This window comes from Burkholderia sp. MS455, assembly GCF_016899445.1.
GTDB lineage: Bacteria > Pseudomonadota > Gammaproteobacteria > Burkholderiales > Burkholderiaceae > Burkholderia > Burkholderia pyrrocinia_C.
The window spans coordinates 473,769-493,634 of sequence record NZ_CP041778.1; the positions used below are offsets into that span (position 1 = coordinate 473,769).

General features: G+C 69.1%; 16 protein-coding genes and 2 pseudogenes. 8 read left to right on the plus strand and 10 right to left on the minus strand.

The annotated features are described in order from the left end of the window. Positions 1-10: 10 nt before the first annotated feature. Positions 11-628 carry a glutathione S-transferase family protein gene (locus FPJ27_RS06590; protein ID WP_204422388.1) on the plus strand — a complete coding sequence of 206 codons (618 nt, stop codon included), beginning with the start codon at positions 11-13 and terminating at the stop codon, positions 626-628. Between the two features lie 127 nt (positions 629-755). Here the strand turns inward: FPJ27_RS06590 and FPJ27_RS06595 are convergent, their stop codons facing one another. The 5 genes from FPJ27_RS06595 to FPJ27_RS06615 all read right to left on the minus strand — a co-directional run bounded on the left by FPJ27_RS06595 (position 756) and on the right by FPJ27_RS06615 (position 5,888). Then, positions 756-1,478, minus strand: coding sequence for an HAD family hydrolase (locus FPJ27_RS06595; protein WP_204422389.1), 723 nt, complete (start codon positions 1,476-1,478; stop codon positions 756-758). 29 nt (positions 1,479-1,507) lie between these two features. Then, positions 1,508-2,479 (minus strand): ornithine cyclodeaminase family protein, encoded by a 972-nt coding sequence (locus tag FPJ27_RS06600; RefSeq protein ID WP_204422390.1) that lies wholly within the window; start codon positions 2,477-2,479, stop codon positions 1,508-1,510. A 111-nt stretch (positions 2,480-2,590) separates the two neighbouring features. Next, entirely contained in the window at positions 2,591-3,721 is a 1,131-nt protein-coding gene (locus FPJ27_RS06605; RefSeq protein WP_204423085.1) for a DSD1 family PLP-dependent enzyme, read from the minus strand. Positions 3,722-3,850: 129 nt separating this feature from the next. Continuing rightward, positions 3,851-4,810: a LysR substrate-binding domain-containing protein gene (locus FPJ27_RS06610; RefSeq protein WP_204423087.1), complete on the minus strand. Its 960-nt coding sequence runs from the start codon at positions 4,808-4,810 to the stop codon at positions 3,851-3,853. Between the two features lie 163 nt (positions 4,811-4,973). Next, a complete protein-coding gene (locus FPJ27_RS06615) occupies positions 4,974-5,888 on the minus strand; it encodes an NAD(P)/FAD-dependent oxidoreductase (protein WP_204422391.1) in 915 nt (304 codons plus the stop codon). 141 nt (positions 5,889-6,029) lie between these two features. On the opposite strand from FPJ27_RS06615, the gene FPJ27_RS06620 reads away from it, so the two are divergent. The 4 genes from FPJ27_RS06620 (at position 6,030) to FPJ27_RS06635 (ending at position 11,912) form a co-directional block, all read left to right on the plus strand. Beyond that, positions 6,030-6,470: an Rrf2 family transcriptional regulator gene (locus FPJ27_RS06620; RefSeq protein WP_072442206.1), complete on the plus strand. Its 441-nt coding sequence runs from the start codon at positions 6,030-6,032 to the stop codon at positions 6,468-6,470. 260 nt (positions 6,471-6,730) lie between these two features. Beyond that, positions 6,731-7,324, plus strand: coding sequence for a DUF2760 domain-containing protein (locus FPJ27_RS06625; protein WP_072442204.1), 594 nt, complete (start codon positions 6,731-6,733; stop codon positions 7,322-7,324). Continuing rightward, entirely contained in the window at positions 7,321-9,162 is a 1,842-nt protein-coding gene (locus FPJ27_RS06630; RefSeq protein ID WP_204422392.1) for an Hsp70 family protein, read from the plus strand. The genes FPJ27_RS06625 and FPJ27_RS06630 overlap by 4 nt, the downstream gene beginning before the upstream one ends. Before the next feature lie 5 nt (positions 9,163-9,167). Beyond that, entirely contained in the window at positions 9,168-11,912 is a 2,745-nt protein-coding gene (locus FPJ27_RS06635) for an Hsp70 family protein (protein ID WP_204422393.1), read from the plus strand. A gap of 155 nt (positions 11,913-12,067) precedes the next feature. Here the strand turns inward: FPJ27_RS06635 and FPJ27_RS06640 are convergent. After that, a pseudogene (locus FPJ27_RS06640) lies at positions 12,068-12,586 on the minus strand (arginine deiminase-related protein); the annotation flags it as partial. Between FPJ27_RS06640 and FPJ27_RS06645 the strand changes: the two are divergent. Continuing rightward, positions 12,509-12,811, plus strand: a pseudogene (locus FPJ27_RS06645) (Lrp/AsnC ligand binding domain-containing protein); the annotation flags it as partial. The pseudogenes FPJ27_RS06640 and FPJ27_RS06645 sit on opposite strands and share 78 nt — an antisense overlap. 53 nt (positions 12,812-12,864) lie before the next feature. Here FPJ27_RS06645 and FPJ27_RS06650 read toward each other — a convergent pair. Genes FPJ27_RS06650 through FPJ27_RS06665 form a run of 4 tightly spaced genes read right to left on the minus strand, consistent with a single transcriptional unit; the run spans position 12,865 to position 16,465 of the window. Beyond that, positions 12,865-13,458: a peroxidase-related enzyme gene (locus FPJ27_RS06650; RefSeq protein WP_204422394.1), complete on the minus strand. Its 594-nt coding sequence runs from the start codon at positions 13,456-13,458 to the stop codon at positions 12,865-12,867. After that, positions 13,455-13,985 carry a hypothetical protein gene (locus FPJ27_RS06655; protein ID WP_204422395.1) on the minus strand — a complete coding sequence of 177 codons (531 nt, stop codon included), beginning with the start codon at positions 13,983-13,985 and terminating at the stop codon, positions 13,455-13,457. The genes FPJ27_RS06650 and FPJ27_RS06655 overlap by 4 nt, the downstream gene beginning before the upstream one ends. Before the next feature lie 45 nt (positions 13,986-14,030). Next, positions 14,031-15,455 (minus strand): NAD(P)/FAD-dependent oxidoreductase, encoded by a 1,425-nt coding sequence (locus FPJ27_RS06660; protein WP_204422396.1) that lies wholly within the window; start codon positions 15,453-15,455, stop codon positions 14,031-14,033. Next, positions 15,452-16,465, minus strand: a complete 1,014-nt coding sequence (locus FPJ27_RS06665; protein ID WP_204422397.1) for a LysR family transcriptional regulator — start codon at positions 16,463-16,465, stop codon at positions 15,452-15,454. The genes FPJ27_RS06660 and FPJ27_RS06665 overlap by 4 nt, the downstream gene beginning before the upstream one ends. A 356-nt stretch (positions 16,466-16,821) precedes the next feature. Between FPJ27_RS06665 and FPJ27_RS06670 the strand changes: the two genes are divergently transcribed. Further along, entirely contained in the window at positions 16,822-18,015 is a 1,194-nt protein-coding gene (locus FPJ27_RS06670) for an ABC transporter substrate-binding protein (protein WP_204422398.1), read from the plus strand. A gap of 37 nt (positions 18,016-18,052) precedes the next feature. Continuing rightward, positions 18,053-19,864, plus strand: coding sequence for an ABC transporter permease (locus FPJ27_RS06675; RefSeq protein ID WP_204423090.1), 1,812 nt, complete (start codon positions 18,053-18,055; stop codon positions 19,862-19,864). Positions 19,865-19,866 lie beyond the last annotated feature (2 nt).

Here is a 19,866-nt window from a genome sequence, read left to right on the forward strand (position 1 = left end):
GAGACTGGCGATGAAGCTTTACGGATTTGCCGGCACCCGCACGCAACGCGCGCTGTGGGGGCTGAAGGAACTGGATGCGGATTTCGAGTTCGTGTCGGTCAACCTGCTTACGGGCGAGCACAAGCAGCCCGAATTCGTGCGCCTCAATCCGGCCGGCAAGGTGCCGGTGCTGGTGGACGGCGATCTCGTGATTCCCGAGTCGGCCGCGATCGTGCTGTATCTCGCGGACAAGTATCCGGAGAAGGCGCTGCTGCCGGTCGATCCGGCGCTGCGTGCCCAGGCCTATCGGTGGGTCATGTTCGCGGTGACGGAGCTCGAGCAGCCGCTGTGGCGGATCGCGCGGCATTCGTTTATCTATCCGCCGGAGAAGCGTTCGCCGGCCGATATCGAGCTGGCGCGGGAGGATTTCGCGACGATGGCTTCGATCCTCGACAAGCATCTCGAAGGGCGCGAATTCATCGTCGGCGATTCGCTGACGGTGGCCGATTGCGTGACGGCCTACCTGATCGACTGGGCGAGCGAATGCAACCTGATCGAACCGTTTCCGCAACTGCGGGCGTATCTCGAACGCCTTTACTCGCGGCCGAAGGCGCCGCAGCGCATTGCGGAGGCGCGCAAGGCGGCGTGACGGGGCGGTGGTCGGTCATGCGCTGCATTGGCATGGCCGACCGCGATGTTTGCGCAACGGACAACCGACGGTCAGCCGCGTTTCACAGCGGTGCAGCACGCAGCGTGAGCGCGGCGCGCGCATGCGGTCACGACATGTTGTCGGGCCCGCCGAGCGCGCGACACAGCATCGACAGGTCGCGGAGAGTGAGGTGCGGCGTCGCGGCATGCTGCGGATCGCGTTCCACTTCCGGCTGATGGTCGCGCACCACCCATGCCGCCTGAAGCCCCGCGTTCAATGCACCGACGATATCGAGGTGGAAGTCGTCCCCGACGTGCAGCAATTCCGCCGGACGCACGTCGAGCGCCGCTGCCGCCGCATGGAATATTTCGGGTTCCGGCTTCGCGATCCCGAGCGCACGCGCGCTGAGCGTTTCCCGAAAGAATTCTCCGCCGCCGGTCAGCCGGAGGTCCGCGTTGCCGTTGGTCACCGCGATCAACGGAAACCGGGCGCTCAGCCATGCCAGCGCCGGCAACGCGTCTTCATAGAACTCGACGTTGTTGCGCGCGGCATAGAAGACTTCGTACGCACGCTCGGTCAGCGCGACATCTGCGTTCGCGCGCTCCAGCGCAAGCCTGATCGAGCCGATTCGCAACGCGCGATAGTCGCTGACGAGATCCGGACACAAACGTTCGTATTCCTCACGTAGCTCGCTCAGCGCCTGTTGCGTGGGCAGCACGCTCGCGGTATCGGGAGCGTGCTCGATCAGCCACGCGCGAAGTGCCGCTTCGGCCCGTTCGACGGCAGGTCCGAACGGCCACAGGGTGTCGTCCAGGTCGAACGAGAGGGCGGATACGTCAGGCAGGCGCATGGCGGATGACGGTGCGGGGTGGAGGGCGTTCACCACGGCCATGGTACTGAGGTTCCCGTGCCGTTTTCAAGGGCCTGCTCAAACAGGAAACGCGCAACGGTCAGATCCTGAAGCGCGAGCCCTGTCATGTCGAATACGGTGACGTCGCTCGGCGAGCGGTCGATCGACACCGTTCCGGCGAGCAGGTCACCGATTTCGGTGCGCGGCAGATCCGGCGCCCACTGGCACTCGCCGATGCTGCGCGCCTGATCGTGGTCATCGACGAAAATGCGCGCACGTTCCAGCACGCCTGCCGGAAGTTCGCGCTTGCCCGCGGTGTCGGCACCCACACAGGTCAGGTGGGTACCCGGCTGAACCGCATCCGCATCGAACAACGCACCGCCGCCCGGCGTTGCCGTGATGACCACATCGCTGTCGGCCACCGCGTCGTTCCGGTCGCGAGCGACGCGAATCTCGCATCGTTCATGGAAGGCCGATTCGAACACCGGGTCCGGCTCGTCGCTGCGGTTCACGTACCGCACCGCGCAACGTTGCGGCAGCAGCCCGAGCGCGTATTCGAGCTGGACGCGCGCCTGCACGCCCGTGCCGAACACGCAGATCCGCGTGCTGTCGCGGCGGGCCAGCAGTTGCAGCCCGAGGCCGCCGGCGGCACCGGTCCGCGCGGTGGTGATCGCGTTGCCGTCCATGATGCAGAGGGGGCGGCCCGTGGCCGGATCGAACAGCGCAACGGTTGCCTGATGCGGCTCGCCGCCGCGGGCCCGGTTGCCGGGCCAGAATCCGGCCGCCTTGAACCCGAGAAGATCCTGGCTCGCGACGTCGCCGGACTTGATGCCGAATACGCCGCCGGTGTGCAGCTTCTCGCGGACCACCGGGAACACGCGTCCGGCCCTTTGGCTGTGCAGCACGAAGGCTTCCCGCACCGCGGCAATCACTTGCTCGGCCTGAAGGGCGGGTTCGACGGCATCGCGGTCGAGAAGAAGGAGTCGGGCGTCTGTCGGCATGTCAGGTCAGGCTTTCCGGCCCAGGGGCGAATCGGGAAGGTTTAAATTGTGTCCAGATTTAGACAAATAGTCAAATCCTGGGCCGGACGGGGCGTGGAGGCCACGCTCCGCTCACCACCCGTAGAAGCGCGGCCACGTGTGTACGACCCCGTCTTCGCCGACGGCCTGATATTCGGGATGTTGCGCGCCGGTGGCGCATGCGTGATTCGGCAGGATGCGCAGGCGCGTTCCGATCGGAAACCGCTGCGCGATGCCCGTGTCGGGCGAGCCGATCCGCGACACGATGCCGTGCTCCTGGTTCGCGCCGCTCACGACGTAGTCGCCGAGCACTTCGCCGTTTTCGGTGCAGACCTGCCCGTAGCCGAAATCCCGCGCCTGCCGCTGCGTGCCGCGATCGCGGCTCATCGCCATCCAGCCCGCGTCGACGATCGCCCAGCCTTTCTCTTCCTGGTGGCCGATGACGGTGGTCAGCACCGACAGCGCGATGTCGGACAGCTCGCACACGCCGATGTTGTGCATCACGAGATCGAACAGCACATACACGCCGGCGCGGACCTCGGTGACACCGTCGAGGTTTTCCGCCGCGAGGGCGGTGGGCGTCGAACCGATACTGACGACCGGGCAGGGCAACCCGGCGGCCCTGAGGCGCTCCGCGGCCCGCACGGTGCGGCTGCGCTCCTGTTCGGCGATCGCCGCCAGCGCTTCGCGCGTGTTGTAGTCGTAGCTGGAGCCCGCGTGAGCGAGCACCCCGCCAAGCGCCATCCCGCCGTCGACCAGTGCGCGACCCACGTCGATCAGCAGGTCGCCTTCGGGCGGGACGCCCGAGCGATGGCCGTCGACGTCGACTTCGATCCAGACCTCGAAGCGTTCGCCATGCTCGCGCCCGAATGCGGCGATCGCGTGCGCGGCCTGCAGGCTGTCGGCGACGATCTTCAGGTCGCAGCCCTGCCGGCGCAGCGCAAGCGCCTGGCCCAGCTTCGCGGGCACCATGCCGACCGCATAGACGATGTCCCGGACGCCGCCCGCGAAGAACTGCTCGGCTTCCTTGAGCGTCGACACCGTGATGCCCTGCGCGCCCGCCGCGATTTGCACGTCGACGACTTGCCGGCATTTGGTGGTCTTGACGTGCGGCCGGAACCTGACGCCGAGTGCGTCCAGATGCGCCTGCATGCGGTCGATGTTGCGACGCATGCGGCCGACATCGATCAAGGCGGCCGGGGTGTTGAGGGTTTGAATGTCCACGATGCGTTGGGTTGCGATGTTGTCGACAGCGAACACTGTAGGGCGGCTGGCGGACACCGTGTTTAACGCATGGCTAATCCACCATTAAGCATGATTTAATCGACTGGATCGCGCGGGCCGCGGTGCGGCTCATGCCTTGCCGCGCCACGGCGGCGGATCGAGGAACTGCCGCGCAGCTTCGAGAAAAACGCGTTGGCGCGCGGACCGGCCCGTGCGCGACGGCAACAGCGCCGTGACAGGCGCGGGCGGCAGGCTCCAGTCGGGCAGCAGCCGGACGAGCTTGCCGCTCGCCAGCAGCGGGGCGACGTCCCATTCCGAGCGCTCCACGATCCCGAGCCCGGACAATGCCCAATCGGTGATGACGGTGCCGTCATTGGAGGACAGCGCGCCCGTGACGCGGATCACGGTTGGCCGTCCGGACTCGTGTTGACCGTCGCCACTTGGCGAGAAGCGCCATCGCGGAATGTCCTCGTCGTTCTCGCGCAGGCACAGGCAGTCGTATCGAGCGAGGTCGGACGGATGATTCAGTTCCTTGATGCGACGCGCGTAGCCGGGGCTTGCACACAGGAAACGCTCGTTGGGCGCGAGCGGATAGCCGATCCACGACGACGACTTGAGGCTGCCGACGTGCACGACCACGTCGGCCGCCGACGCGCTCGTCAACGGGCTCTCCGACAGGTGGAGCGAAATTTCCAGCTTCGGATGTGCGCGTTGCACGTCACGCACGATCCGCGCGACGTACTTGCGCCCGAAGCCGAACGGGGCGACGACGCGCAGCGTGCCTTGCACGTCGCCGTGGTCGCCCGAGATGCTGACCGGCAGCGCCTCCACACGCTCGAGAATATCGACGGCTTCCTGGTACAGCCGTTGCCCTTCGTCGGTCAACGCGATCCCTTTCGACTGCCGCACGGCGAGCCGTGCACTCAATCGCGCCTCCATCCGCTGCAGGCGAATCGTGACCGCGGGCGGCGTGAGATCGAGCAGGCGCGCGGCAGCGGCCAATGAGCGCGACGCGCCGATCGCGCGAACGAGTCGAAGGTCGTCGAGATCGAGCATTTCATGTCTCTTAATGCTGGTGTTGCCGAGCATTAAACCGCACATCACGCCGCGAATCCATCGATGCGGCTGCGGATCGCGGCAAATGCGTGCGATGACCGACCGTGTGCGAGCACGTGCCAGGCTCGACAGGTTGACCTTCGTCATGCGGCGAAAGCGACGCGCGTCGCGTCACGCCCGGCTGCACGCATTCCCGTCAAGCGTGCAGCCCGAAAATCAACGACCGGTGCGCACCGACCCCCGCCGCCACCCCCGACGCAGACGCGAACGTCGCGTTGGTCATCAGGCTCGACGCGTCGCCGGCCGCATACACGCCGGCGACGCTCGTCTGCTTCCATGTGTCGACGCGAATCGCGGAGCCAAGCGGCCCTTCGTCGAACTCACAGCCGAGCTGCTGCGCGAGATCGCTTGCCATTACCGTGCGCGCACCGACGAACAGCGCATCGATCGCGACGACCTGCCCGTCGGCGAGCCGCAGCGCTTCGATGCGCGGCGCATCGCCAAGAATTTCAACGACCGGCGACCGCTCGATGCGCACGCCGCGGGCGTCGAGCAACGCGGCTTCTTCCTTATTCGCCTCGACCACGCCCTGCGTGAACCACGTCGTCGGGCCCCAGTCCGGAATCAGGATTGCCTGGTGCACGGAAAGCGGATGCGTGGCGAGCACGCCGAGCCGTTGGCCACTCACCTCGTACCCATGGCAATACGGACAATGCAGCACGCTGATGCCCCAGCGTTCCGCAAGCCCCGGCAGCGGCGGCAGTTCATCGCGGATGCCGGTCGCGAGAATCAGCCGGTCGGCGCTCGCGCGGCGGCCGTCCGACAGCATCACGTGGAAACGGCCGTCGGCATCGCGCTCGGCCGTGCGCACTTCGCCGTCGATCCGCTGCACGGTCGGATACGCATCCAGTTGCGCGATGGCTTCGGCAACGATCTGCGCGGGCGGCTTGCCGTCCTGCCCGAAAAAGCCGTGCGCGTGCTCGGCAAAACGGTTGCGCGGCCGGCCCGCGTCGATCACGAGCACGCGGCGTCGTGCGCGCGTCAACTGCATCGCGGCCGACAGCCCCGCAAAGCTGCCGCCGACCACGATCACTTCATGATGGTTATGCATGCATCCGCTCCTTTCCTGAACCTGCATGAATGACGGACGTGTCCCGATGGCGGCCAACTCATGAAACACGTGAAGTTGCATGATAGGGCGATGGTATCATTCATGCAACTTTAGAAGTTTCGAGAGAGTGGAGCACCGCCCGTGAGAACCGACAGCCGTTTGTCGCGCATGCTGCATGCGCTGATCCACATGGACCAGGCCGACGGCCCGCTGACGTCTGAGGCGATCGCGACGATGCTGGCCACGAATCCGGTCGTCGTGCGGCGCCTGCTCGGCGGCTTGCGCGACTGCGGCTACGTGCAGTCGGAGAAAGGGCACGGCGGCGGCTGGGTGCTGAGCGTCGCGCTCGACGACATCACGCTGCTCGACGTCTATCGCGCGGTGGGCGAGCCGCCGCTGTTTTCCGATCTGGTGCCGGAGGACGAGCCCGAATGCCTGGTCGAACAGGCCGTCAACGCGCATCTGTCGGCGACGTTGAAGGACGCCGAAGCATCGTTGCTGGCGCGCTTCGGCGAAGTCACGCTCGGCATGCTGTCGCGCGATTTCGAAGCGAAGGCTGCGCTGCGCGGCTACACGCGCTGACGCGGCGCAGCATCACGATCGATCGCGCCTGACGTGCAATCCGGCGCGATCCGGCGCGGCCCAAACCGTCGCGTCGCAATGTTCTGTCCCCCAACTTCTGCCCGGTTCGCCCGCCACAGGGCAAAATACGGGTTTTCCGCACCCGCGAGGGCGCGTCCGAATCACGCGCCGGGCGGCGGCAGTGCGCATTTCGCACGCCGCCGCCGGGCGCCCAGGCAAGATTGCTCGCCGTGTCGCGAGCCCACAGGAGTCCAGACCCCATGCCCGAATCCAACCTGTCCTTCTTCGGCCGGCTGTCGCTTGCCGTCGGCACGTTCTTCTCCGTGCTCGGCAACCGTGAGTTCGCGGCCGGCGTGCTGCGCGTGCGCGACGGCGCCCCGGCACCGGTCGCACCGGCGCCCGCGGCCGCACCGACCCCGACCCCGGCCCCCGCACCTGCGCCCGTGAAGGCCGCGGCGCCCGAGTTGCGCGAAGCGAGCCCGCAGGCCGCGCTGCAACTGCTCGGCCTGCTGCAGCGCGATGCGCGCTTCATCGACTTCGTCGAGGAAGACATCGCCGGCTACGCGGACGCCGACATCGGCGCGGCTGCGCGTCTCGTGCACGACGGCTGCCGTGCCGCGCTGCGCGAACACTTCACGATCGTGCCGGTGCGCGACGAAGCCGAAGGCAGCCGCGTGACGCTGCCGGCCGGTTTCGACGCGACGGCCGTGCGCGTGACGGGCAACGTGGTCGGCTCGGCGCCGTTCACGGGCACCGTCAGCCATCGCGGCTGGCGCGTCGCCGACGTGCGCCTGCCGAAGCTGACGGGCAGCCACGACGCATCGGTGGTCGCACCGGCGGAGGTGGAACTGTGAGCGATCCGCGCTATTCGATCGGTATCGACCTCGGTACGACCCACTGCGCGCTGTCGTACGTCGACAGCGCCGCGAGCGACGGCGAAACAATCACGCAGCAGGTGCTGCCGATCGCGCAGCTCACCGCGCCCGGCGCGCTGGAGTCGCGCGACCTGCTGCCGTCGTTCCTCTATCTGCCGCATGAAAGCGAACTGACGCAGGGCGACCTGATGCTGCCGTGGACAGCCTCGCGCGGCTTCGCGGTCGGCGAGATGGCGCGCACGCGCGGCGCCGGTACGCCGATCCGCCTCGTGTCGAGCGCGAAGAGCTGGCTGTGCCACCCGGGCGTCGACCGCCGCGCGGCGATCCTGCCGAGCGATGCGCCGCCCGAAGTGTCGCGCGTGTCGCCGCTGGAAAGCTCGATCCGCTACCTGACGCACCTGCGCGAAGCGTGGGACCACACGCATCCGGATGCGCCGTTCGTCGATCAGGACGTGACGGTGACGATCCCCGCTTCGTTCGACCCGGCCGCGCGCGAACTGACGGCCGAGGCCGCGCGCGCCGCCGGCTACACGCGGATGACGCTGCTCGAGGAGCCGCAGGCCGCGCTGTACAGCTGGATCCAGAAGAGCGAAGGCGGCTGGCGCAAGCAGGTGCAGGTCGGCGACCTGATCCTGTGCGTCGACGTCGGCGGCGGCACGACCGACCTGTCGCTGATCGCGGTGGTCGAGCGCGACGGCAATCTCGAACTGCATCGCGTGGCGGTCGGCGAGCACATCCTGCTCGGCGGCGACAACATGGACCTCGCGCTCGCGCACGTGGTCGCGCGCAAGCTCGCGCAGCAGGGCACGCAGGCCGATCCGTGGCAACTGCGCGCGCTCACCTACGCATGCCGCGCCGCGAAGGAAACGCTGCTGTCCGACCCGACGACCGACGCGGTGCCGCTCGTCGTGCCGAGCCGCGGCTCGAAGCTGATCGGCGGTTCGATCCGCACGGAGCTCACGCGCGCGGAACTCACGCAGACGATTCTCGAAGGCTTCTTCCCGCAGGTCGATGCGGCCGCGCGCCCGGTGAGCCGCGCGCGCGTCGGCCTGACGCAGCTCGGCCTGCCGTATGCGCAGGACGCGGGCATCACGCGCCATCTCGCGGCGTTCCTCGGCCGCCAGGTCGCGGCGCTCGACACGCTCGAAGGCGTGCAGCGCACGCTGCCGCAGGGCGCGACGTTCCTGCATCCGACGGCCGTGCTGTTCAACGGCGGCGTGTTCAAGTCGGCGCTGCTCACGCAGCGTGTGCTCGATACGCTCAACAGCTGGCTGGCCGCCGAAGGCGCGCCGCCCGCGCGCCTGCTCGAAGGCGCCGATCTCGATCTCGCGGTCGCGCGCGGCGCGGCTTACTACGGCTACGTGAAGCGCGGCCGTGGCGTGCGCATTCGCGGCGGCACGGCGCGTGCGTACTACGTCGCGATCGAATCGGCGATGCCCGCGGTGCCGGGGCTCGAACCGCCGGTGCAGGCGCTGTGCGTCGCGCCGTTCGGGATGGAGGAAGGCTCGGACGCGGCGCTGCCGCCGCAGGAGTTCGGCCTCGTCGTCGGCGAACCGGTGCAGTTCCGCTTCTTCGGTTCGTCGGTGCGTCGCCAGGACCAGGTCGGCACGCTGCTCGACTACTGGTCGCCGGAAGAATTGCAGGAGCTCGAGGAAATCCAGGCGACGCTGCCTGCCGAAGGGCGCACGGTCGGCGAGATCGTGCCGGTGAAACTGCATGCGCGCGTGACCGAAGCCGGCACGCTCGAGCTCGAGGCGATCCCGAGCGGCACGAACGAGCGCTGGAAGGTCGAGTTCGACGTGCGCGGCGCCGCCTGAGCACGATGAAGCGCTATACGGTCGGCATCGACCTCGGCACAAGCAATACGGTCGTCGCATACGTCGAGGCCGGCTCCGACGCGATCCGCGTGTTCGACGTCGAGCAGCTGGTCGGCCCCGGCGCGGTGGCCGCGCAGCCGCTGCTGCCGTCGGTGCGCTATCACCCGGCGGCCGGCGAATTGCCGCCGGACGCGCTGCGCTTGCCGTGGGCGGCCGATGCGAAAGCGAAGGCCGCCGGTGCGACGCTGGCCGTGATCGGCCGCTATGCGCGCACGCTCGGCGCGCAGGTGCCGGGCCGGCTCGTGACGAGCGCGAAGAGCTGGCTGTCGCATGCATCGGTCGACCGGCTCGCGGCGATCCTGCCGTGGGGCGCGGCCGACGGCGTCGACAAGGTATCGCCGGTCGACGCGAGCGCGAGTTATCTCGCGCATGTGCGCAACGCGTGGGACGCACGTTTTCCCGATGCGCCGCTCGCGAAGCAGGACGTGATCCTGACGGTGCCCGCGTCGTTCGACGACGGCGCGCGCGCGTTGACGGTCGAGGCCGCGCGGCGCGCGCGGCTGCCCGCGCTGCGGCTGCTGGAAGAGCCGCAGGCCGCGTTCTACGACTGGCTGTACGGCCAGCGCGCGACGTTGCGCGACACGTTCGCCGACGCGCGGCGCGTGCTGATCTGCGACGTCGGCGGCGGCACGACCGACCTCACGCTCGTCGATGTCGCGCCGGGCGACGACGGCGAGCCGACCTTTACGCGCGTCGGCGTCGGCAACCACCTGATGCTCGGCGGCGACAACATGGACCTCGCGCTCGCGCGCCTGGTCGAGACGCGGCTGACGGAGCCCGGCACGCGGCTGTCGGCCGCGAGCCTGTCGCAGCTCGCCGAGCGCTGCCGTGCGGCGAAGGAGCGGCTGCTCGGCGACGATGCGCCGGCGTCCGTCACCGTCACGCTGCTCGGCGCGGGCAGCAAGCTCGTTGGCGGCGCGCGTTCGGCCGAGCTGACGCGGCAGGAAGTCGAACAGATCGTCGTCGACGGTTTCTTTCCGCGGGTCGAGGCCGGCGAACTGCCGCGCCGTGCGCGGGCCGCGATCGTCGAATTCGGGCTGCCGTATGCGAGCGACCCGGCCGTCACGCGGCACGTCGCCGCGTTTCTGAACCGTCATGCGGAAGGCCCGCTGCCCGACACGCTGCTGCTCAACGGCGGCGTGTTCCGCGCGAGCGCGCTCGCCGGCCGTCTCGCGCAGACGCTCGGCGCGTGGCGCGGCGCGCCGCTCGACGTGCTGCACAACGCGCATCCGGACGTGGCCGTCGCGCGCGGCGCGGTGGCCTACGGGCTCGCGCGCGCCGGGCATGCGCCGCGCATCGGCGGCGGTTCCGCGCGCAGCTATTTCCTCGTGCTCGACGATGGCGCCGGCGACGCAGCCGCGCGCGGCGTCTGCCTGCTGCCGCGCGGCGCGGAAGAGGGCCGCGAGATTCGGCTCGAGGATCGCACCTTCGCGCTGCAGCTCGGGCAGCCGGTGCGTTTTCACCTCGTGTCGACGGTGGCCGAGACTGCGTACCGCCCCGGCGATCTCGTCAAACTCGACAGCGGCGATTTCGTGCGGCTGCCGCCGATCGCGACGGTCGTCGAGCGGCAGGCGGTCAGCGATGCGCGCGAAACGCCGGTGAAGCTCACCGCATCGCTGACCGAGGTCGGCACGCTCGAAATGCATTGCACCGCGACCGACGACGCGGCACGCCGCTGGCGGCTCGAATTCCAGTTGCGCGGCGATGCGCCGGCGCACGGCGGCGACGATGCGCCGGCGCGGCATCCGCGTCTCGACCAGGCCATCGAACTGATCGAGCGCTCGTTCGGCAGCAAGGCCGCGGACGTCACGCCGAAGGATACGCGCCGGTTGCGCGCGCAGCTCGAACAGGTGCTCGGCGCGCGCGAAGAGTGGGACGTCGCGCTCGCTCGCGAACTGTTCGACGCGTTGCTTGCGCGGGCGCGGCGCCGCCGGCGCTCCGCTGATCACGAACGCGCGTGGCTGAATCTCGCCGGTTATTGCCTGCGTCCGGGCTTCGGCCATCCGCTCGATGCGTGGCGCATCGAGCAGCTGTGGCCGCTGTTCGACGACGGGATTCAATACGTGAACGACGCTCAGGTGTGGTCCGAGTGGTGGACGCTGTGGCGGCGCGTGGCCGGCGGTCTCGACGACGATGCGCAGACGCAGGTGCGCGACGCGATCGCGTTCCTCGAACCGTCCGACGACAAGCGGCGCAAGCTGCCGTTCGATCCGGGCAAGGTCGGCCCGGCCGACATGACGCGGCTGTCCGCTTCGCTCGAACGGTTGCCCGTCGAGCGCAAGATCGAGCTGGCCGAGCGCCTGATCGCGCAATTGCAGAAGCCGGCCGAGCGCGCGCTTTGCGCGTGGGCGCTCGGGCGCATCGGTGCGCGCCGGCCGTTCTACGGCAGCGCGCACAGTGTCGTGCCTGCGGAAGTCGCCAACGGCTGGCTCGATGCGCTGTTCGCGCTCGACTGGAAGCAGGTCGAGCCGGCCGCGTTCGCGGCCGCGCAGATCGCACGGATGACGGGCGACCGTTCGCGCGACCTGCCGGACGATACGCGCGACGCAGTGATCAAGCGTCTGTCGGCCGCGAATGCGTCGGCCGCATGGATCGACATGGTGCGCGAAGCGATCGCATTCGACGAAGCCGACACGGTGCGCGTGTTCGGCGAGACGCTGCCGGCCGGGTTGAAGCTGCTGGCCGGGTGAGCAGCGCGGCGGGCTCCGGTATCGTTCGGATGCCTGAGCATTCCGCGGCGTTGCCGATGCGGGCCGACGCCCGCCGATTCAATGCCCCGTCGAACAAGAAAACGGCTGCCGTTGCATCGCATCGGCAGCCGTTTGGTTTTTTGCGAGCCTGCCGCTCAGATCTGCTGCGTCGTCTTGCGTGGCGATGCGGCCGATGCCACGGCGACCGCATCCGGCGTGGTTGCCCGCCGCGCGAGATGAATCCCCGCGAGCATGCAGCGCACCGATCCGCCGGCCAGTTCGATCGTCGGCACGTCAAGCGGCAGCAGCCGCGCGGAGCGCTCGATCGTCGCGCGCTGGCCAGGTGTGAGGCAATCGAACGCACGCCGCGACAGCGTGAGCACGCGCCCGTTTCTTCCAGACAATTCCAGCGTATTGCCCGCGAAGTTCGCGATCTGCGACTGATCGAGCGCGATCACCGCGCGTCCCGTTTCGGTCAGGCGTTGCGCGATTTCGGTGCGGCGCCGGCGGTCGGCGATCAGGTCGAGGCCGACCATCGCGAACTCGGTTGCGACGCTCATCCTCACGTTCGTGTGATAGATCGGGCGCCCGCAGGCATCGGCCGTATCGAAGCAGATCGGCTCGAAATTGAAGTGCGTGCAGAAGCGTTCGAGCGCGACCGGATCCGCGCGCTGATGTCGATCGCGGTGCAGGGCAATCGCGGCGCGGAAGTGGTGAAGGTGCTGCGCGGGCATCCGAACGTCGCGTCGATCCACAGTACCAACGGGCGCTGGGATCTCGTCGCCGAATTGCATGCCGATTCGCTCGAGCATTTCGATCGCGTGCTCGGCGCGATCCGGTTGATCGACGGGATCGCGAGTACCGAGACGAGCATTTTGTTGTCGACGCACAAGGCGTGACGCGGGCAGGGCCCGCGACGGCTTGCGGGTGAGCAGGCGTGCTCGCAGGCGCGTCACGCGTTGGCTGCCGATTCCGGAAACACCGGCTCCCCCAGCGTCAGCATCAACCGGTTCGCCCACGCGAAGATCGCGACCGCGTGCGACAGGTCGAGGATTTCCTCCTGCGTCAGCCCTTCGGCTTCAAGCGCGGCGATGTCGTCCGCGTCGACCGTATCGGGTCGCTCGGTCAGCGCGATCGCATAACGCACGATCGCGCGTTCGCGTGCCGTCGTGCCGGCCGTCGCCGGATCGTCGAACACCTGCTCGATCGCATCGGTGCGTTTCGCTAGCTGCGCGAAGCGCTGCGCATGCACCGACGCGCAATACACGCACCCATTCACGCGCGACACGGCCGTGCTGGCGAGTTCGCGCTCGGCACGCGACAGCCCGCCGGGGCCGTACATGATCGCGTTGAACACGCCCGAGCGCTGCCGCAGGATGTCGGGCAGGTGGACGAGCAGCAGGTAGTAGTCGGACGTTTTCGCATGCGGGTGGCTCGCTTCGAGTACCGCAAGCTGATCGGGCGTCGCGGCATCGAGCGATACCGTGTCGAGCCAGGCGCGCCAGCCGAGCGTGTCGGACGTGAAGCCGTGGACGGACGTCGTCATGCAGCCTCCTTGGCGGCGCGTGCCTGAAGCGCTTGTGCGGCAGCCGCGACGCGCAACTGATACGCGACGAACGCAACGAGTTGCGACAGCGCGACGATCGCGGGCGTCGTGAGCCCGGCCGACTTCAGTGCATCGAGGTCGGCGGGGCGTGCATCGGCGGGCGCGTGTGTCAAAAGCCGCGCATGAGCGAGGATCGCGCCAACGCGCGGGGCCAGCGCGTCGAACGCATCGGCGTCGGCGAGCGCGATGTCCTCGGCGATGCCGCCCGCGTCGAGCAGCCGCGTGCGATACGTCGAGGCCAGTGCGTGCGCGTTCGATCGTCGCGCGACGTATCGTGCCGCATGCAGTCTTTCGATCAACGAAAGATCGGGCAACGCCGGATCGAACAGCGCGGCTTCGCTCAGCCGCGTATGGAGCAGCACCTTGTCGCGCGCGCGGCGCAGCGCAGTCACGGCATCGCCGTCGCGCAGGCCGGCCACCGCGTCGATCGTATCCGGCGCGGCGGCCGGCGTGATGGATTCAGTCATCGTTTCTGGTTCCCTTCGTCGTTCATGTGATCGATGAATGCGCGCTCATGCGTCGTCGTCGCGCCATTCGTCGCCTTGCAGTTCGGCGTTCGCATACGCGACGAGTGCATCGTAGTGCCGGTCGCGGTCGGCGTCGAACAGCCGGCTCGCGATGCCGCGCGCGAGCCGTTGGGCGCCCGCGCTGATGGCCGGGATATCGCCGGACAGCTTGCCGTGGCTCAGGCTCGCCGCATGATTGAAGCAATGAATCCGCGTGACGGCAGGGCACGCACCGCGCTCGCGTTCCTGGAACGCAAACGCGGGGCCGAGATCGGGCGATTCGGCGAGCTCGTCGAGCCATGCACCCGGTTCCGGTCGATAGCGATCCTTCCAGCGCCGCACGTGCCGCCCGAACGACGCGAATTCCGCGCGCGTCGTCCAGTCCGAATGAAAGCCCGTCGCGAAGATCAGGAAGTCGACGGTATAGCGCCCGCGCGGCGTTGTCACGTCGAGGCCGTCCGCACGTTCGGCGAGCGTCTCGATCGGGCTGCCCGCATGAAAATGCGCGTGCTCGTGGCGCGACACGCGCAGCACGCTGTCGCGCGGCGGTGGCGTCTGCGACGTCAACGCGTAGTGCATGAAGCGCCACTTCGTCTCATCGTCGAGATCGGCGTAGCCGTGCACGAGGCCCGGGCTGCCGATACCCGTCAGCTTGTTGATGCGCGGAATGTCCGCGCGGCGGAAGAACAGGTCGACGCGCGCGGCGCCGGCTTCGAGCGCGGTGCCCGCGTTGTCGAACGCGGAGGCGCCCGCGCCGACCACGCCGACACGCTTGCCCGCGAGCGCCGCGAAGTCGATCGGCTCGGACGAGTGGGCCCAGCGCGTGCGCGGTGCGCGTGGCGCGACGGGCGGCACGTACGGGCCGCCGAGACCGTCGCGGCCGGTCGCGAGCACGACGTGCCGCGCGAGCAGCGTCTGCGCTTCGCCGTTGCCGTGCACGTCGAGCGCGAGCAGCCCGTCGTCGCGCGGGCGCAGCGCGACGAGCGTCGTGTCGTTGCGCACCTGCAGGTCGAGCACGCGCCGATACCAGCGTAGGTAATCCATCCATTGCGTACGCGGAATCTTGTAGAGCGCGTCCCACGCGTCGCGGCCGTATTGCGCTTCGAACCACGCACGGAACGTCAGCGCGGGCAGGCCGAGCGCGGGGCCCGAGAGCTGCTTCGGCGAGCGCAGCGTGTCCATTCGCGCGAACGTGACCCACGGCCCTTCGTAGCCGGCCGGCGCGCGGTCGATCACGCACTGGTTGTCGATGCCGAGCAGGCGCAGTTCGGCGGAAGCTGCGAGCCCGGCCATGCCGCCGCCGACGATCGCGACGTCGAGCACGCGCGCGCCGTCGGCTTCGCGCGGCGGCACCCACGACGGCGCGGGCAGGTCGAGCCAGCGCAGGTCTTGCGCGAGCCGCGCTTCGAGCGCGTCGAGCGGCGTCGTCATGCGGCCTCCGGGCGGGTGCGGCGTGTACGTGTCGTGCGAGGCGGGCGCGGTGCGCTTTCGCTGCGCAGCCGGTCGCCGCGCAGCAGCGCGTCGTGCGCGGCGGCGTCGTGAAAAATCACGTCGTCGAGCAGCGCGCGCGTCGTGCGGTGCAGCGCGTCGAGCAGCGCATCGACGGCGGCCGTGCGCGCCTTGCCGGCCGGCGTCGCAACGCCGAACGCGAACGGAATGTCGACGTCGAGCGGGCGCGCGACGACGCCGTCCACCGGCAGCGCGACGCCCGTCGCCGGATCGACGATGCCGATCCCGATGCCCGCGCGCGCGGCCATCACCGCATTCAGCGACGCATTGGTTTCGATGAACACGCGCGCCTCGACGCGCGCGGCCGCGAATGCCGCGTCGATCCGCTGGCGCAGCCGGTGCCGGTTCGCGACCGTCACGATGCGGCGGCGCGCGAGATCGCGCAGCGCGATGCGCGGCTTCGCCGCGAGCGGATCGCCGGCGGGTAGCACGGCGACGCATGGCGTCTGCGCGATCCAGTGCACGTCGAGCCCCGCGTGCGCCATCGGCAGCGTGACGACGCCGACATCGGCCGTACCGGCCAGCACTTCGTGCACGACATGCTCGGCCGATTCGCTGCGCAACTGGTAGTGCGGGGCGTGTGCGCCGTCGGGCAGCGCGGCGAGCGCGGCCGGCACGAGCGTGGCCGCGAGCGACGGCGTCGCCGCGATGCGCACGGGTTCGGCCGTTTCGTTTCCGAGCGCGCGTGCCCGTGCCTCGATCGCGCGCAGGCCGACCAGCGAGCGCTCGACTTCCTCGTACAGCAGGAACGCGCGCCGCGTCGGCGTGACGCGCGGGCCGTGCCGGTCGAACAGCGCGTAGCCGAGATCGGCTTCGAGCTCCTGGATCTGCCGCGTGACGGCCGGCTGCGAGCGGCCGAGCAGTTCGCCCGCGCCGGTCACGCTGCCGGCCGACATGACCGCGGAAAAGGCTTCGAGTTGATGCAGCTCCATGACGCGTTCCGATGATGCGATTTGCGCATTGTAGGAGTGCGAGCATGCGTAATTCATATAATGATTTTTGCTATCGACAGCGCGAAAACTGCGAAGCGCGCGATCTTCACGATGGCCGGCGGCGCGTACGTGCGCGTCGGCTGAGAGGAGAGCCGCGCGGGAAACCGCAATCGAATCAACGCGATGCGATGCACGCAGACGCACTGCACGCATGCGCCGCATGCGGATGGCCATCCGCGCGCGTCATCCGCTTCGCGCCGCACGCGATATCGATATGCGCAAAACTTCGTTGGATCGCCCTGAACCGGATGGTTACATGCCCTCACTCTTTTCGACTGACTGAAGGTGGGGGCGGCATGAACGTTTCGGGGAACGACGCACGCGGCGCATGGCGGCGCGTGCTGGGCACGGTGGCGGCGCTCGCTGCCGCATGGGGCTTGTCGGCGGGCGGCGCGCTCGCGGCGGGCGTGTCGGGCGAGCCGGTGGTGGTCGGCGTGAGCGGGCCGCTCACGGGCCAGGACGCGCAATACGGCGAGCAATGGAAGCGCGGCTTCGATCTCGCGCTCGACGAGATCAACGGCAGCGGCGGCATTCACGGCCGGCCGCTCGCGATCGATTTCCAGGACAGCCGCAGCGACCCGCGCCAGGCGGTGGCGATCGCGCAGAAGTTCGTCGCCGATCCGCGCATCGCGATCGAGCTCGGCGATTTCTCCAGCGCGACGTCGATGGCAGCGTCGCCGATCTACCAGCGCGGGCAACTGATCCAGTTCGGCTTCACGAACTCGCACCCGGATTTCACGAAGGGCGGCGATTACCTGTGGAGCACCGCGCTGAGCCAGGCCGAGGAGCAGCCGTTGCTCGCGCGCTACGCGGTGAAGGAACTCGGCTTCAAGCGGATCGCGGTGCTGTACCTGAACACCGACTGGGGCCGCACCAGCAAGGACATTTTCGCGAAGGCGGCGGCCGGGCTCGGTGCGCAGGTCGTCGCGGCCGAAGGCTATCAGCCGGTGGAGAAGGATTTCCGCTCGACGCTCGTGCGGATCGGCGCGTCGAAGCCCGATTCGATCGTGCTGATCTCGTACTACGCGGACGGCGCGCAGATCGTGCGCCAGGCGCGCACGTCGGGCGTTGCGCTGCCGATCGCGGCGGTCGGCTCCGTGTATTCGCCGAAGTTCCTCGAACTGGGTGGCGCGGCCGTCGACGGCGTCTATACGGAATCGAACTTCTTCCCGGCCGAGCCGCGCCCCGAGGTGCAGGCGTTCGTGCAGCGCTATCGCGCGAAATTCCACGCCGATCCCGATTCGTTCGTTGCGCGCGCATACGACGCGCTGATCCTGTCGGCCGAGGTGCTGCGTCGCTACGGCACGACGCGCCAGGCCGCGCACGACGGTTTCGCGAAAGTGAGCGACGTGCCGAGCGTGATCTTCGGCAAGGTGCGCTTCGATCCGCAGACGCGCCGCGTTGCGGGCGCGCGCACCGTGTATCTGGTCGTGAAGCAGGGGCAGTGGGCGCTGTGGGACGGCGCGAAGCCGCAGCTCGCCGCGCGCTGATTCGAATCAACCGCATGCAAGTGACGGACGCATCGTGATGGCTTCCTGGCTCGACTACACGCTCAACGGCCTCATCGTCGGCAACATCTACGCGCTGCTCGCGGTCGGGCTCGCACTGATCTTCGGCGTGTCGCACCTGATCAACTTCGCGCACGGCTCGGTCTACATGGCCGGCGCGTTCATCGGCTGGCTGTGCCTGACGCGCTTCGGGCTGCCGCTGCCGGTCGCGCTCGCGGCGGTCGTCGTCGGCTGCGGCGCGCTCGGCATCGCGATCGAGCGGATCGGGCTGCGGCCCTTGCGCCATGCGGCGCGGATCGCGCCGCTGCTCGCGACGATCGGCATCAGCTTCATCCTCGACCAGCTCGCGCAGCTCGCATTCGGCGCGGACCCGCGCGCGGTGCCGACGCCGCTGCCCGACTGGCATCTGCGGATCGCCGGCGCGACGCTCGGCTCGCTCGACCTGCTGATCGCGGGCATCGGCATCGCGGCGGCCGCGCTGCTGTACGGCTTCCTGCGCTTCACGAGGCTTGGCTGGGCCGTGCGCGCGACCGCGCAGGATCGCGACGCGGCGCTGCAGATGGGCGTCGACGTCGATCGCGTGAACCAGACGGTGTTCGCGATCGCGTGCGCGCTCGGCGGCGTGAGCGGGCTGCTGGTCGGCATGTACTACAACAGCATCGATCCGGCGATGGGCTTCCAGGCGACGCTGAAGGGCGTCGTCGCGCTGCTGATCGGTGGGCTCGGCAACGTGCCGGGCGCGATCGCGGGCAGCCTGCTGCTCGGCCTCGTCGAAAGCTACGGCGTCGCGCTGTTCGGCACGAGCTATCGCGACCTGTTCGCGTTCGGGCTGCTGATCGTGTTCCTCGTCTGGCGTCCGAACGGCTTGTTCAGCGCGAACCGCGCGCTGCCGCCCGAACCGATGACGGGCACCTTCCTCGCGGCCGCGAAAGCCGTGCGCGTGCCGCGGCCGGTGCTCGTCGTATTGATAGCGCTGGCGGCCGTGCTGCCGTGGCTCGGCGCGTCGCCGTACGTGCTGCAGACGCTGACCAACGCCTGGTTGTACGGCCTGCTCGCGCTGAGCCTCACGCTCGTCGCAGGCACGGTCGGGCAGATTTCGCTTGGGGCTGCGGCGCTGCTGGTGATCGGCGCGTACGCGTCGGCGCTGCTGTCGTCGGATCTCGGCTGGTCGCCGGCCGTGACGATCCCGTGCGCGGGCGCGATCACGGCCGTGCTCGGCACGCTGCTCGTCTACCCGGCGTTCCGGCTGCGCGGGCACTACGTGTCGATCGCGACGCTCGGCATCGGCGAAGTGGTGAGCCTCGTGATCCTGAACTGGGACGGCCTCACGCGCGGCCCGCTCGGCATCACCGGCATCGCGCCGCTGCCGTGGGCGACGACCGCGCGCGCCGCGTACTGGTTTACGTTCGCGGTGCTCGTGGTGTTCGCGCTCGTGCAGGTTCGGCTGCTGCGCTCGCATCTCGGGCGCACGCTGCGCGCGGTGCGCGAGGACGACATTGCGGCACGCGCGCACGGCATCGCGCCGAATCGCTACAAGGCGATCGCGTTCGCGGTCGGCGGCGTGGCGGCCGGCGTGAGCGGCGGCATCGCCGCACACCTGTACAGCTACATCAATCACCAGACCTTCGATTCGCAGGTGTCGATCCTCGCGCTGACGATGGTGATCCTCGGCGGGCTCGGCAACGTGCTCGGCGGCATCGCCGGCGCGGTCGCGCTGATCGGGCTGCCCGAGCTGTTCCGCTGGGCGGCCGACTACCGGATGCTGATCTACGGTGTCGTGCTGCTGCTGCTCGTCCGGTTTCGGCCGCAGGGCCTGCTCGGCACGGTGTGAGG

Bases quoted from the DNA above. Each gene is read 5' to 3' on its own strand.
- FPJ27_RS06660 (WP_204422396.1), bottom strand. From the start codon at position 15,455: ATGACGACGCCGCTCGACGCGCTCGAAGCGCGGCTCGCGCAAGACCTG.
- FPJ27_RS06625 (WP_072442204.1), top strand. From the start codon at position 6,731: ATGCCCGAATCCAACCTGTCCTTCTTCGGCCGGCTGTCGCTTGCCGTC.
- FPJ27_RS06670 (WP_204422398.1), top strand. From the start codon at position 16,822: ATGAACGTTTCGGGGAACGACGCACGCGGCGCATGGCGGCGCGTGCTG.
- FPJ27_RS06650 (WP_204422394.1), bottom strand. From the start codon at position 13,458: ATGACGACGTCCGTCCACGGCTTCACGTCCGACACGCTCGGCTGGCGC.
- FPJ27_RS06610 (WP_204423087.1), bottom strand. From the start codon at position 4,810: ATGCTCGGCAACACCAGCATTAAGAGACATGAAATGCTCGATCTCGAC.
- FPJ27_RS06590 (WP_204422388.1), top strand. From the start codon at position 11: ATGAAGCTTTACGGATTTGCCGGCACCCGCACGCAACGCGCGCTGTGG.
- FPJ27_RS06635 (WP_204422393.1), top strand. From the start codon at position 9,168: ATGAAGCGCTATACGGTCGGCATCGACCTCGGCACAAGCAATACGGTC.
- FPJ27_RS06600 (WP_204422390.1), bottom strand. From the start codon at position 2,479: ATGCCGACAGACGCCCGACTCCTTCTTCTCGACCGCGATGCCGTCGAA.
- FPJ27_RS06655 (WP_204422395.1), bottom strand. From the start codon at position 13,985: ATGACTGAATCCATCACGCCGGCCGCCGCGCCGGATACGATCGACGCG.
- FPJ27_RS06675 (WP_204423090.1), top strand. From the start codon at position 18,053: ATGGCTTCCTGGCTCGACTACACGCTCAACGGCCTCATCGTCGGCAAC.
- FPJ27_RS06595 (WP_204422389.1), bottom strand. From the start codon at position 1,478: ATGCGCCTGCCTGACGTATCCGCCCTCTCGTTCGACCTGGACGACACC.
- FPJ27_RS06665 (WP_204422397.1), bottom strand. From the start codon at position 16,465: ATGGAGCTGCATCAACTCGAAGCCTTTTCCGCGGTCATGTCGGCCGGC.
- FPJ27_RS06615 (WP_204422391.1), bottom strand. From the start codon at position 5,888: ATGCATAACCATCATGAAGTGATCGTGGTCGGCGGCAGCTTTGCGGGG.